The sequence below is a fragment of the Winogradskyella bathintestinalis genome, from assembly GCF_030407435.1.
Lineage (GTDB): Bacteria > Bacteroidota > Bacteroidia > Flavobacteriales > Flavobacteriaceae > Winogradskyella > Winogradskyella bathintestinalis.
The window spans coordinates 600,583-615,223 of record NZ_JASDDK010000002.1; the positions used below are offsets into that span (position 1 = coordinate 600,583).

Consider the following 14,641-nt stretch of genomic DNA (forward strand, 5'->3'; position numbering starts at 1 on the left):
GTTTTAATTAGGTCAATCAGGTTACCTACTGAAACAATTTCAGCATAAAACTAATGGTGGTCTGAATAACGTATTGACGACTCAAATTAACGATATCCTATAATTCATTTAATTCTGTCCCCGCTTTGGGGTTGGAAACATTTACTCAGAGCGTAATGAATCTACCGGATTCGCACTTGCCGCTTGCAAGGTCTTTATACTAATTATAACTAATGCAAAGCATATCATAGCCCCTCCACTTAATAAAAATACCCAAAAACTTATGGTGGTTTTGTAAGCAAAATTTCGTAACCAATTATTAACTCCATAATAAGCAATGGGTGCCGCAACTATAAAAGCAATGGCTACCAGAATTAAAAATTCTTTACATAGTAAGGTATTGATTTCTAATATTGATGCCCCCAAGACTTTACGAACACCAATTTCTTTAACACGTCGGTTGGTAGTATAAATTACCAGACCCAATAAACCTAAACAGCTAATAACAATAGACAGACCTGTTGCCCAATTTAAAAGTTTAGATACTTTTTCCTCTCTATTATAAAATTGTTGAATGGTTTTATCCAAGAATTCTACCCGGTAGTCATCTGTCTCTGTATAAACGGTTTTATAAGCATTCTCAATTTTTGAAAGTGTTGTTGTTAACCCTTTTGAAGATTCATTTTGAAAAGAAATATGCAAGGCTTGAAATTGACTAAATCGTGGTCGAAACCAATCGCCACGCAATGCCATCGGTTGAATTTCGGTTTTTAAAGAGCGTTGATAAAAGTCAGCCATAACTCCAACAATTGGCACCGTTTCGTTATTTAATTGCACTGTTTTTCCAATAGCGTCATCTGGTTTAGAAAATCCTAAATTTTTTAAACACTTTTCATTTATCACCAATTCTTTAATCGTATCATTTCGAATGGAACGACCAGCGAGAATATCTAATTCGAATAATTCTGAATACTTCGTGTCCCCAAAAATAAATTGTAGTTCTGAATTGACCTCTTTTTCACCATCCGTATAAGTAATAGTAGTGCTATTGGTATTTAAAGATGCAGGTGCGACACCACCAATACTTACCTGTTTAATTTCTGGAATGGCACGTAACTTTTCGGCATAGAGTTGCTTTTTAGAAGTTTCGCGCTCACTTCTTGGACTAAACACAGAGACAATCGCCTCTGTTTTAAAACCCATATCTTTAGTTAATAAGTAATTAATTTGCTGACCAACCAGTATGGTTGCTATGATAAAAACTTGTGCAATAGAAAACTGAAATACGGTTAAAAATTTTCTTAACCTTATTTTCTTTTCACCTATTGCTAAGTGATTTTTCAAAACTGAAACGGTATTGAATTTAGACAATATTAAGGCGGGATAAAAACCAGATAATACGGTCACTATCAATAATAAAATTCCAATACCAACAATGATAATTGGCGATTTAAAAAGTTCGAAACCTAGACCTTCGGGTACAAAATCTGAAAAAATTGTCATTAACCATTTTGATAATATTAAAGACAACAAAGCTGAAATTATAACTAGTATCAAAGTTTCACCCATAAACTGACCAATAAGCTGCTTTCTAGAACTGCCTAAAGTTTTCCGAATTCCAATTTCTTTAGCACGTTGCGAGGCTTGTGCTGTATTGAGATTGATAAAATTTATACACCCCAACAATAATAAAAATAGTGCAACTAACGCTAGGTTTCGCAATAACGGTTTACTAGCTTGTCCTTTACTCCAATCATAGATACCATACACCTCATTAAAATGAATATCACTGAGAGGCTGTAATCTATAATGTGTATGTTCACCATATTTTTTAGCATTGTCATCTCGATGTTCCTTTGCTAAATCATCTAAACGATTTTGTATGGCGGTTAGATTGGAAGATGCCGTTACCTTTACAAAAAGTTGAGAGTCAGAGTTTGTGTTTCCCCAATTTTTATTTAAAAAATCTTCTCGTAATCTTGTTTGTAAAATTGTGGGCTGAGATATAAATTCTTCAAAGACGAAATCTGTTCTTTGTTTTAAATTTTCAACAATTCCCGTTACGGTAACATTTACAGAATCATTATAAACTAAGGTTTTACCTATAATATTAATTGGCGCAGTGTTGGGAAAGTAATCTGCTGCACGACTCTGCGTAAGAATTACATTATTTGGAATATTAAGGGTATTCGCGTTGTTACCTGCTAAAAATTTATATTTAAAAATATCGAAGTACTCTGAACCAGTGAAAATTACAAAGTTCGGCCAATTGAATTTAGAGCCATTTTCTTTATTTTCTACTTTTGCTGGCCTCTCAATATAAAACCCACTGACCGTTTCGAAGTTTGAATTTTCCTTAATCGCATCCTCCAAAGCTAATGTAACACCAGAATTACCGTACGTTTCTTTAGGATCACTGAAATCTGAAACTATTCTATAGATACGATCCCCATCTTTATGAAACGTATCAAACGTGTAATCATAATAAATCATGAGGCCAATAACAAACGACGCACTTAAACCTATGGTTAATCCAATAATATTAATTAGAGAAAATACCTTATGCTTCACAATATTTCTCCATGCTATTTTGATATAATTTCTTATCATAATTGTTCGTTTCCTTTTGCTCACGAAAGCACATAAAAGTGACTGTGAATTGATTTGATGATGATAACTATTCCGTTTTTAAACATTTAACAGGATTTGCGATAGCTGCTTTTACAGACTGAATACTTACTGTAATGAGAGCAATTAGTATGGCTATGATTGCAGATAAAGCAAATATCCACCAACTTAAATCGGTTTTGTACGCAAATTCCTGAAGCCATGTTTTCATAATATACCAACCCACAGGTATAGCAATGATGAAAGCGATGACTACCAACTTCACAAAATCTTTATTGAGTAATTTTAAAATTTGAAACACACTAGCTCCTGTAACTTTTCTGATACCAATTTCTTTTCGGCGTTGCAAGCACATGTACGAGGTTAGGCCAAATAAGCCTAAAGCTGCAATAAAAATCGCCAATGCTGTGAAAATCTGAAAAGCAGTTCCAAATTTTTGATCTTCGGCATATTGGGCTTCAAACTTTTTATCTAAAAAAGAATAGTTTAAAATACTATTAGGAAAAATAGATTTATACAGCGATTTAATTTCATCTAAACTTGTTTGCATACCTGCTACTGTGCCCGATGACGTATTCAGTTTTACTAACACATTATCGTAGGTTTGATGTTCAAAGATCATCAGTGGCAGTACTTCAGATTTTAAACCAAAATGATGATAATCCCTAATTACCCCTGTTATAGTACATGTTTCACCCCAAAATTTCACCTGTTGATTTATAATATCTTCAGGATTTGAATAACCCATTTGCTGAGCAAATTTTTCATTAATTACAATATTTTCCAATTGCTTTCCTGTACGCTCTTTAAATGCTTCACCTGCTACAAATTTAATATCCACAACCTTAAAATAATTGGGTCTAGCTGCATAGCCGTAAAATATTTGTCGCTCATCGAGGGTACCGTCTGGATATTCTATTCCTACCGACGATGATAAATTATCGTAACCATCTCCAGGGTAAGTTGCTGTTCTGGCTACTTCATTAACAAAGGATAAGTTTTTAAGTTCATTTTCAAATACCTTTATTTTAACCGCTAAAGTAGAGTCTGGAATTGTTTCCAAAACTTCCCCCTTTAATGCTAAAACTTGAGAGAGTTCGGCTCCAATGGATTGTTCTTTTAAAAAATTATTTTGTTTAGAGACCACTAATGTGCCGATAATTAAAATAATTGTTGCAAAAAACTGAACTGTAATTAAGCCCTTTCGGATGTTCAATTTACTTGAAGAGGTTACTATTTTTCCTTTTAAAGCTTTTACTGGTGAAAAATTACTAAGAATAACGGCGGGATAAAAGCCTGCTAAAAGACTACCCAAAAACATTAAACCTGCAAATGGCAGTAAAGCTCTACTATTGGAAACTCCCAATATCAAAGACTTTCCTACAAAATCATTAAAAATAGGTAACAAAACAATCACCCATATAATTGCGGTGACAAGAGCTAATAGAAATAAACACATAGATTCTATAAGCGATTGTAAAATTAATTGTGAGCGTTGTGCACCAGCTACCTTCCTAATTCCTACTTCTCGAGAACGCTCTAAGGATTTTACGGTAGATAAATTAATATAATTTAGCCAAGACAGTAATAAAATAATAATGGCTATAATCGTTAGAAACTTTACACGACTACCGCTACCATTTGTCTCTGCTTCATAAGGTTTATTGGAATATAAGTGGATATCCGTAATGCGCTCAATATTATGTCTTTCATCTGGATCATTCTCAAAATCTGCGCTAGTTATTTTATCTTGTAATGCTTCAAAATTAGTATGCTTACTCACTTTTATATAAGTGAAGAAATTATTCTGATTCCAATTTAACTTGGCTTGACTTTTTAGTGCCTCCCAAGTTTCTAACGTCTCAAAAGATATTAAATAATTAAGCTTCATGTGAGTGGTTTCGGGCATATCTGGAAATATACCCACCACTTTCAAAAGCGTATCTGACCCATAAAAAACAGAAACGGTTTTCAATAAAGGATCGTAATCCCCAAATAATTTTTCAGCTAAACTTTCGGAAAGAATTACGGTATTAGGCTTCTTAAAATTACTTATATCACCTTGTAATAAAGGGGTATCAAAAATATCGAAATAAGAAGCGTCCACTAATGCTCCATTAGGCTGTTCAATAATTTTATCTCCTTTGACAAATGTGACCTTGTCTAACCTATAAAGCCTAACATTATCAACAACTTCTGGAAATTGTTCGTTAAGCGTTGGACCTGTTAAATTATAGGTCTGTGCGTCACCGGCTTCAAATATATCGCCCTTTATATAGTCCATATAGACGCGATAGACGGTATCGGAGCCTACAAAAGAATCATAGCTCTTCTCATAACTAACGTAAAGTGAAATAATTATAAACGTAGCAATACCTAATGAAAGACCAATAATATTAATAAAGGAATACAGCTTATTTTTTAATAAGTACCTAAAAGCAATTTTAAAATAGAGGAGATTCATAGTATCTATTATTTATTTCTCATTTTTCTTATGCTCAAATCTTTTTTTAGCTAATTATAACACCGTTCCAACGTTTGAAAAGCGTTTTATGTCAATTCAGTACAGGTTACTTTTACGATTTATTCTGTGCGTAATGATTTCACAGGATTTGATATCGCCGCCTTTATAGCCTGAAAACTCACCGTAATTAACGTAATAATTAAAGCACCAAGACAAGCAATAGCAATAACCTCCCAACCAACAGTGGTTCTATAACTAAATTTTTGTAACCATTGTGTCATCACGTAATAGGCAATTGGAGACGCTACTAAAAGGGCAACAACGACAAGCGTGATAAAGTCTCTAGATAGCAACAACCATAGTTGGCTAATAGATGCTCCCAATACTTTCCGCACACCTATTTCCTTGGTACGCTGTTCGGCTACAAAGGCTGCCAATCCAAATAAGCCCAAGCAGCTAATAAAAATCGCTAAAGCAGTAAAAACTCTTGCTAAACTTGCCGTTCGTTCTTCTGACCTAAATTTCTTTCCGTATTCTTCATCCACAAACTGATAGTCGAATGGTGTACTCGGAAAATTAGTTTTAAACACATCTTCTATCAGCGTTAAATTTTCTGAAATACTTTTATTTGGATTAAGTCTCAAATTATAATATGCTATATTCCTATTAATACCAAAGGCATACATCGATTGTTTCACCGGACTATAAGGTGATTGCATGATCATATCTTCTACCACTCCGATAATTTTCATTGGGGGAATTGGATTTTCGGTATCAGAATCTCGAATATACTTCCCGATAGGATTTTGAATTTGCATATACTCTACAGCAGTTTCGTTTAAAATAACAGCATTGGAGTCCGTTGCAAATTCTCTCGAAAATCCTCGACCTTCCTTAATATTTAAACCTAAAGTTTTTACAAAATCATAATTTACAGTAGTGTAGGCCAAATCTTCTTGAAAGCCTTCAGGTTTACCGTCCCAAGTATAACCACCACGATTAGACCATACGTCTGTAGTTGGGCTGCTCATCGTCGTCATACTTGTAGCACCACCTGAAGCCAAAAATTGTGTTCGCATGGTTTCATGCTTACCTAAAAATTGTGAACTCATCACTGGTATTTGTATCAAACCTTCTTTATTATACCCAACTGGTCTGTTTTTAGAAAATTGAATTTGGTTCATTACCACCAACGTGCCAATGATCAATGCCACTGAAATGGTAAATTGTGCAACTACTAAAACTTTTCTTGGTAAAGCCGAAAAGCGACCTGCCTTAAATGTACCTTTTAAAACTGTAACCGGATTAAATGATGATAAATACAACGCCGGATAACTCCCAGCAAGAAATGACGTAATGACAATAAATAAAAGTGATAAGAACCAAAATTGAATATTTCCCCATGGAAATATAATAGCCTTGCTCGCCAAATTATTAAAACCGTTTAGAAACAACAATACAATTCCCAAAGCAAATAGAAATGACAACAGCACAATGAGAAAAGATTCCGTTAGAAATTGAAAAATTAACTGCCCACGCTGTGAACCAATAGATTTTCTAATACCGACTTCAGTAGCTCGCTTTTCTGATCGAGCAGTACTCAGATTTACAAAATTGATACACGCTAATAGCAACACAAATATTCCGATGATGGCAAACAACCACACATTTTCAATTCTTCCACCTGTTTGTACACCATTTTCAAAATCCCCTCGTAGGTACCACTCGTCCATTGGAAAAAGGAAATATTCAGGGTTATTTTCAATACTTTCAGGATATATTTTTTGTTTAACATGTTTTATTTTTGAAGTTACTGCCTCCATATTTGTATTCTCATTAATCTGAACAAACATTTGAAACGAGTTATTGTTCCACTGGTCTTTAGATGCTTCTATCCACGGTTGTGTAGTGACGTAATATGTCCACGGAATAATATAATCCGTATCATTAAACGTATTGTTTTCAGGTATATCCTCGTAAACTGCAGTAACAGCTAAATCATCTTCACTATTTATCGTGATGATTTTACCAACCGCTGTTTCTGAACCAAAAAGTGCCTTTGCTGTGGTTTGGGATAGCATTATTGAATTCTTTTCTTGCAAGCCGTCTTTTACACCTTCAATAATCTTTAAATTCAACATATCGGGTGCAGCTTCTTGCATGGCATTACCCGTTCTGTAGATATTGGTCTCACCGAATTTTAAATATCTCGGCTGTGTCCAAGATGACATCATAACATATTCAAAATTATCTGAGTAATCTTTACGTATTTCAAACTCTAATGGTCTAGGTATCGCGGGCCCAGTTTCCACTTTCCCATTACTGGTTTGGTGTTGATATATTTGTGCTATGGTCGCTTTATTCTCAAAATAACTATTGTAGCCCAATTCATCAGCAACCCATAACCCAATGAGTATTGTTGCCGCCATCCCAATGGCCAAACCAGAAATATTAATAAGTGAATACACTTTATTTTTAAGAAGATTTCTAAACGCTATTTTGAAATAATTTTTAAGCATGATTATTTGATTTAACTGTTCGTTTTTTGTGCTGATTTTCTATTTACAGACCGATAATGTTTTCAGCATCTAATTGATTGATTTGATTGATTCGGTTTCAACACTTCAGTAAGTGATTGGTTAATTGCGATTAATACTGAAGTGCTTTCCACCTGGTTGATTGATTTTGATTGATGATTGCTTTTACATTTCTAAAACATTTTCTGTTACTTTTTGTCCATCCATCATTCTTATAATTCTATGGCTATATTTTGCATCGTGCTCACTGTGTGTTACCATAATGATTGTAGTTCCGGCTTCATTAAGGTCTATTAATAAATCCATAACTTCATTACCGTTAGTACTATCTAGATTTCCAGTAGGTTCATCTGCTAATATTAATTTTGGTTTGTTGACTACTGCTCTCGCGACAGCCACACGTTGCTGCTGTCCGCCAGATAGTTGCTGAGGAAAGTGATTACGGCGATGCATAATTTGCATTTTTTCTAAAACTGCTTCAACTTGTTTTTTGCGTTCTGCTGGTTTTACGCCTGTGTAGATCAATGGTAATTCTACGTTTTCAAAAACGGTGAGTTCATCGATTAAGTTAAAACTTTGAAAAACAAAACCAATATTATGCTTACGCAATTCTGAACGTTTACGCTCATTATAGCCTGCGACTTCTGTACCGTTAAACTTGAAACTTCCGCCATCAGGATCGTCCAATAAACCCAAGATGTTTAATAACGTTGATTTTCCACATCCAGATGGCCCCATGATGGCAACAAACTCACCTTCTTTAACTCCGAAGGATAATTTATTTAGAGCAATGGTCTGGACTTCTTCGGTTTTATAAAATTTCTCTAAGTCGGTAATTTGTATCATTTTTTTTGTTGTTTAATTGATTTTCTATTTGCTTTTGACCTTAAAAAGCATCTATTTATATATTATTTATTTCTGTAATCATTTTGTTTTTTACTCCCATTTCAAATTTCGTTTTTCGATATATTTTCAACGTGGCGTTATGAACTAATCATAACGCGCTGCTCTACTTCAAAATAAGTTCTTCAACATCGCCAAAAGAATCATAACTCGATGTCACCACCTCATCTCCTGGATTTAAGCCTTCAATAACTTCATAATAGGCCGTATTCTGACTTCCGAGTCTAATATCTACTCTGTAAGCAGTGTTTCCATCTTCACTTACTTTAAAAATCCAATTCCCACCGGTTTTTTGAAAAAAGCCACCTTTTGAAACTAATAGAGCTTCTTTTTCTGCGCTCAAAGCGACGCGGATCTGTAGATTTTGCCCTCTTCTGATGCCTTCTGGCACATCTCCTTCAAACTTCATATCTACTTGAAACCGTCCGTTGGTGACTTGTGTAAAGACTTTCTTAATCGTTAAAGTGTAGGTTTTACCATTGAGTGTAAACGTTCCTGTTTGTCCGGTATAGATTCTAGAAATGTAATGCTCATCGATATCCACTCTCACTTTATAACCAGAGGTAACATCTACTTGTCCTAATCGCGTACCCTTGTTTATGGATTGGCCTATTTCAGCATCTAGCGAAGTCAGTTGTCCATCGATTGGCGCCCTTACTACTAAATCGCCAACTTTTTTTCGCATTAATTCTAAAGCACTTTGCGTACGCGCATACGAGTTTTTAGCTTGATTAACTTCGAGCTTAGATGAAATTGAATCTTCTGACAACACTTGCTCCGCTAGTTTCATACGCTCTTTTTGATAGTTGTAATCATTTTCAGAAGATTCGTAATCCATTCTACCAATAGCACCTTTATCATATAATCGTTTATTTAAATTATAAACGCGTTCGGCTTCAATCAAATTATTTTCAACATCTGTAAATTGATTTTGTCTATTAATAGTATTCTGACGCGCTGCATTTTGAGAAATCTGCATCTGCGTTAATAAGTTGTAAACGGAGGTTTCTTGATTAACTAAACTTAATTCTAAATCTGTATTAGATAACCTTAAAATCGGTTCCCCTTTTTTTAACATGGCGCCGTCTTCAACAAATTTTTCCTCTACGCGTCCTCCTTCTAAAGCATCTAAATAAATTGTTGTAATTGGCAGAACAATTCCGTTTACAGGAATATTTTCTTGAAAAACATCTTTTGAAACCGTATGTATTGAAATTCGTTCTTTCTCTACATTTAATTTAGAACCTCCTGAGGTTTGAAATATAACATACACGATTAAGGCTATTATTGCTAAAATACCAGCGATAATTAAAAGCTTTTGATTAGAAAATTTTTTCTTTTGAATTGGTACGTCCATTATTGAGTTTTAATTTATATTATTTATATAGTGAAGATAATGCCAAAACCGTAAAACACTATTTATCAACACAATAAACATGATTCGAAATTTAAAAGTGTTCGTTTTTGATACACTTTATGTTCGAAAATGCACACTTTTAGCCACCATTAAAATTTCATTTTTGATTTTTTAATAAGCTGAAGATAAAATCGTAATATTGTAACCACAACCTTAAATTTAGCTTCATACGTACTTTACAAACAGAACGTTGAACTTTTGAATCGCTTCCTAATAAATAAATCTCGATTATCGAGTAATGGTATTAAAAAACGCAACTATATTAGTTATTGATGATGACGTTGATGTTCTTACGGCATTACGATTATTATTAAAACCACTTGTTAAGGATGTGGTTACCGAAAAGAATCCCAGTAATATTACGTCGCAAATAGAAAAAACCACCTATGACATTATCATATTAGATATGAACTTTAATGGATTGGTGAATACAGGTAATGAAGGTATTTTTTGGTTGAATAAAATCAGGCAACAAAAACCTGAAACCGCTGTGATTTTAATGACGGCTTATGCTGATATTGATTTAGCCATAAAAGGTTTAAAAGAAGGAGCCTCTGACTTTTTAATGAAACCTTGGAAAAATGAAAAAATCATTGAAACCATAACCACTATTCTTAACAACAGAAAATCTAAGAACTCAAGAAAAGATTCGCTAAATTCTAATAACATTGAAATTATAGGAGACAGCGACGTAATGAACGATGTTTTCGTAAAATTAAAAAAAGTCGCACCTACCGATGCCAATGTATTAGTGCTTGGTGAAAACGGTACTGGTAAAGATTTAATTGCTAGAGCACTTCATGATAATTCTAATCGAAAAAACAAACCCTTTATTAAAGTTGATGTTGGCGCTTTAACCGCATCACTTTTTGAAAGCGAATTATTTGGTTATAAAAAAGGAGCGTTTACAGATGCTAGAGAAGACAGAAAAGGACGTTTTGAAGCCGCCAATGGTGGCACTTTGTTTTTAGATGAAATCGGAAATATAAGTTTAAATCAGCAAATTAGATTATTAACCGTTCTACAAAATAGGCTAGTAACACCTTTAGGCTCTAATGAAGCTATTCCTATTGATATCCGATTAATTTGTGCCACGAATATTGATCCAAAAGTGTTGGCGGATGAAAAGAAATTCCGAAAGGACTTAATTTACAGAATAAATACAGTTGATATTACGGTGCCGCCTTTAAGACATAGAGGCACAGACATTACGGAATTGGCTCACTATTTTGTGGCATTATATGCCGAAAAATATAATAAAAACGCGTTTTCATTCGAGCCTGGATTCATTTCAAAGTTAAAAAATCATGACTTTCCTGGCAATGTTAGGGAACTCCAATACGTATTAGAACGCGCTGTAATTATGACCGATGGTTCTGTTTTAAAACCCGATGATTTGGTGTTTTCTACCATAGAACGTTCTACAAAAACAAATACTTTAGAAACGCAAAGTCTAAATTTAGACGCTGTAGAAAAAAATGCCATTCTTACCGTATTAGAGAAATACAAAGGCAACGTTTCTAAATCCGCGAAAGAATTAGGCATTACACGCGCTGCATTATATAGACGTCTAGAGAAGTATGAACTATAGAGGTTACCTATTTTGGCTGTTTTTTAGAATTATACTTCTTGTTGGCACATTACTTTCTTTGGTATATACCGTTTATAAAGATAAAACCATTTACGCGGTAATTATTGGCATCGGCATTCTCTACTTAATAATCAATACGTACTCATTTGTAAAACGTCGATTTGTAGCTATGGACGATTTTTTTGAAGCCGTTAAGTATCGTGATTTTTCAAGATGGTTTCCAGAAGATAGAGGCCCTAAAGATATTCGTTTTCTGTACACTGGTTTTAATGAAATTAATAGAACCATTAAAGAAATCAACTCACAGAATGAAGCCCAATATGTTTACCTTCAGAAGATATTAGAAATGGTAGACATTGGTATAATTGCCTATAATTTGGAATCTGGAGAGGTACTTTGGAGTAATGATTCCTTTGGTGAAATATTAGATGTGCCTTCTTTTAAAAACATACGATTTGTCGAAAACAGAAAACCTGAATTATTCAATACAATTTTTGAAACCTTTCATAGAGAACCCGATTCTATTTCGATTGCGTTACAAAACGACAAGATAAAAATCTTGATTTCAGATACCGTATTTCAAGTTGAAGATGATGCTTTTAAACTCATCGTTATCCAGAATATCGACGACACCTTAAACAGAAATGAATCTGAATCCTGGAAAAAATTATTGAGTGTAATGACGCACGAAATTATGAATTCCATAACCCCGATTTCGTCATTGGCAGATACACTTCAAAAAAACTTACAATTAGCCATTGAAACTCCCGAAGAGAACACACTCGAGTTAGATGATATTAATTCAGGAATTAAAACGATTAAAAACAGAAGTGAGGGCCTTTTAAAATTTGCTAAGACCTATCGTAGCTTAAGTAAAGTGACAAACCTAAATTTACAAAGGGTAAAATTATCTGAGTTGTTCAATAATATCCAGTTGTTGATGGAACCCTCTATAAAGGCTAAAAATATAGCTATAGCATTTAATATTACAACTCCTAAACTAGAGTTAGATATCGATATGCATCTTATTGAACAAGTTTTAATTAATCTCATTTTAAATGCGGTTGATGCTTGTAAAAATGAAGTTCATGCAGAAATTAAAATTGTAGCTTCTCAAAATACCAATAGAGATATTGTAATTAGAGTCTTTGATAATGGTTCTGGTATTCCACAAGATATATTAGATAATATCTTTGTGCCTTTTTTTACAAGTAAAGCCACCGGAAGCGGTATTGGATTAAGCCTTTGTAAACAGATTATGTTACTTCATAAAGGCCGAATCATAGTAAAAAGTATTGAAGGAGAAGGTTCTGTATTTAGTTTGGTGTTTTAACGAGAAAAGTTGAATTGAAGTTTAGTCAATACAACACGCTTTGGATGTTTATTCTACTTTTTATATGACGAATAAAGCGATGTATCGAAATTTATTAGAGTAAGAAATAAGATAAAGTTCTATTTCACTACTGTTTACGCTAAAAAATAAAACGTTAATGCCTAGTCTGTCTTTTTAGTTTCTGACTTTAAACATAAAAAAACCGAACAAAAGTTCGGTCTATTTTTTTATGATTTTGATTTAAATTTTATTTTATCTGAATGTTTCCATTTTGAAATGCCACCTTGGAGATCGTATATTTTCTCAAAGCCTGCATCTTTCATCTTTTTTGCACATTTAGCACTACGGCCACCAGATTTACAATATAATATTACTGGTTTCTTTTTATCTAATTTAGAGATGTCATCATCAAAAGTTGGTGACATAAAATCAATATTCTGAGCACTAACTATATGCAATTCTTTATGTTCTTCAGGAGTACGTACATCAACTAATTGTACATCTTCTAATTCTAAAATCGACTGCATCTCTTCAGCAGTAACCAATTTTACTTCGTTGGTATCTCGCTTACTATCAATACAGCTAACACTGAAACAAAATGTCATAAAAAGACAAAAACATACAACGTTGTTTTTCATTATTATTAAATTTAATATTATTCTTGATGAGCAACTTCACCTTGCCATTCATTGAAACCGCCTTTCAAATTATAAGCGTTATTAAAACCTAATTGGTCCATTATACCGCAGGCTTGTCCACTTCTCCCTCCAGATCTGCAATACACATAATAATTTTTGGTTTTATCTAAGCCTTCCAATTCATCTACAAAAGCTTGGCCTTTATAAATATCAATGTGAATTGCATTAGGAATAATTCCTTCATCAACTTCTTCTTGTGTTCTAACATCTAAAACAACAGAATTATTGTCTGCATTGAGTTGTTTTGTCCAATCATTTTGTGATAAATCTGCCATTACGTCTATTTAAGTTTATGCAAATTTAACATTTCCTTAGTATATAGACTAAAAAAAATCCGAAGTGTTACACTTCGGATCAATTTTTAACATTTCTATGCCTGAACTTAATTTAAAACCCAAGACTTGTTTTTATCAATTTATACTTTTATAGTACATCCAATCGCTCGCGTTTCTTTTACTTTAATGTCCTTGCCATTCAATAATGCATCAACCGCATTTTCAACATATTTTTCTTTTACAGCATCGGCATTTTTATAATTATCGTCTATAGCTCCAATATATTTTACTTCATTACCGTTGGTCGTTTTTTCTAATACATAAATATGAGGAGTCTTTGTTGCACCATATTGTGGATAAATTTCTTGCCCTTTATCCATTAAATAAGGAAAAGTAAATCCTTTTTCTTTAGCTCTACGTTGCATTGCTTCCATATTATCACCTGGTTTAACTTCGGGATTATTGGGCATAATGGCTATAACAGGAAAACCTTTAGGAGCATATTTTTTATTTAAAGCCTCTATTCTATCTTCATAAGCTACAGCGTAAGGACAGGTATTACATGTAAATGTAATAATAAAGCCTTTAGCCTCTGTGTAGTCGGATAGCGACACCATTTTGCCATCAATATTTTCGAGACTAAAATCGGTGGCTTTATCTCCAACGTTATAACCGTTGATAATAGTTTTACTTGTAAAAGAAGACAGTGCAAATACGAACACTACAACTGATAATAATTTTAAGGTTTTCATTATTTTTAAATTTATAATTATTTTTTATTCTTTTAAATTAATCAATTTTCCAACTACAACATTA

The 14,641-nt window shown here is 33.5% G+C and carries 10 protein-coding genes; 2 read left to right on the top strand and 8 right to left on the bottom strand.

Annotated elements, in window-relative coordinates; translation table 11 throughout:
- Window positions 1–141: 141 nt before the first annotated feature.
- The 5 genes from QMA06_RS07585 to QMA06_RS07605 form a co-directional block, all read right to left on the bottom strand.
- Window positions 142–2,589, bottom strand: a complete 2,448-nt coding sequence (locus QMA06_RS07585; RefSeq protein WP_290206269.1) for an ABC transporter permease — start codon at window positions 2,587–2,589, stop codon at window positions 142–144.
- Window positions 2,590–2,656: 67 nt separating this feature from the next.
- Window positions 2,657–5,071 carry an ABC transporter permease gene (locus QMA06_RS07590; RefSeq protein ID WP_290206270.1) on the bottom strand — a complete coding sequence of 805 codons (2,415 nt, stop codon included), beginning with the start codon at window positions 5,069–5,071 and terminating at the stop codon, window positions 2,657–2,659.
- Window positions 5,072–5,190: 119 nt separating this feature from the next.
- Complete coding sequence (locus QMA06_RS07595) at window positions 5,191–7,590, bottom strand: ABC transporter permease (RefSeq protein WP_290206271.1); 2,400 nt, start codon at window positions 7,588–7,590, stop codon at window positions 5,191–5,193.
- Window positions 7,591–7,773: 183 nt separating this feature from the next.
- Window positions 7,774–8,454 carry an ABC transporter ATP-binding protein gene (locus QMA06_RS07600; protein ID WP_290206272.1) on the bottom strand — a complete coding sequence of 227 codons (681 nt, stop codon included), beginning with the start codon at window positions 8,452–8,454 and terminating at the stop codon, window positions 7,774–7,776.
- 163 nt (window positions 8,455–8,617) lie between these two features.
- Complete coding sequence (locus QMA06_RS07605; RefSeq protein ID WP_290206273.1) at window positions 8,618–9,868, bottom strand: efflux RND transporter periplasmic adaptor subunit; 1,251 nt, start codon at window positions 9,866–9,868, stop codon at window positions 8,618–8,620.
- Between the two features lie 298 nt (window positions 9,869–10,166).
- Between QMA06_RS07605 and QMA06_RS07610 the strand changes: the two genes are divergently transcribed.
- Together QMA06_RS07610 and QMA06_RS07615 are read left to right on the top strand one after the other, a co-directional pair.
- Window positions 10,167–11,519, top strand: coding sequence for a sigma-54-dependent transcriptional regulator (locus QMA06_RS07610; protein WP_290206274.1), 1,353 nt, complete (start codon window positions 10,167–10,169; stop codon window positions 11,517–11,519).
- Window positions 11,509–12,852: a sensor histidine kinase gene (locus tag QMA06_RS07615; protein WP_290206275.1), complete on the top strand. Its 1,344-nt coding sequence runs from the start codon at window positions 11,509–11,511 to the stop codon at window positions 12,850–12,852. The genes QMA06_RS07610 and QMA06_RS07615 overlap by 11 nt, the downstream gene beginning before the upstream one ends.
- 227 nt (window positions 12,853–13,079) lie before the next feature.
- Here the strand turns inward: QMA06_RS07615 and QMA06_RS07620 are convergent, their stop codons facing one another.
- The 3 genes from QMA06_RS07620 to QMA06_RS07630 form a co-directional block, all read right to left on the bottom strand.
- Complete coding sequence (locus QMA06_RS07620; protein WP_290206276.1) at window positions 13,080–13,490, bottom strand: rhodanese-like domain-containing protein; 411 nt, start codon at window positions 13,488–13,490, stop codon at window positions 13,080–13,082.
- Window positions 13,491–13,507: 17 nt separating this feature from the next.
- The gene (locus QMA06_RS07625; RefSeq protein ID WP_290206277.1) at window positions 13,508–13,825 is read right to left on the bottom strand and encodes a rhodanese-like domain-containing protein; all 318 of its coding nucleotides are present in this window, start codon (window positions 13,823–13,825) and stop codon (window positions 13,508–13,510) included.
- Between the two features lie 140 nt (window positions 13,826–13,965).
- Complete coding sequence (locus tag QMA06_RS07630) at window positions 13,966–14,577, bottom strand: thioredoxin family protein (RefSeq protein ID WP_290206278.1); 612 nt, start codon at window positions 14,575–14,577, stop codon at window positions 13,966–13,968.
- Between the last annotated feature and the right edge of the window lie 64 nt (window positions 14,578–14,641).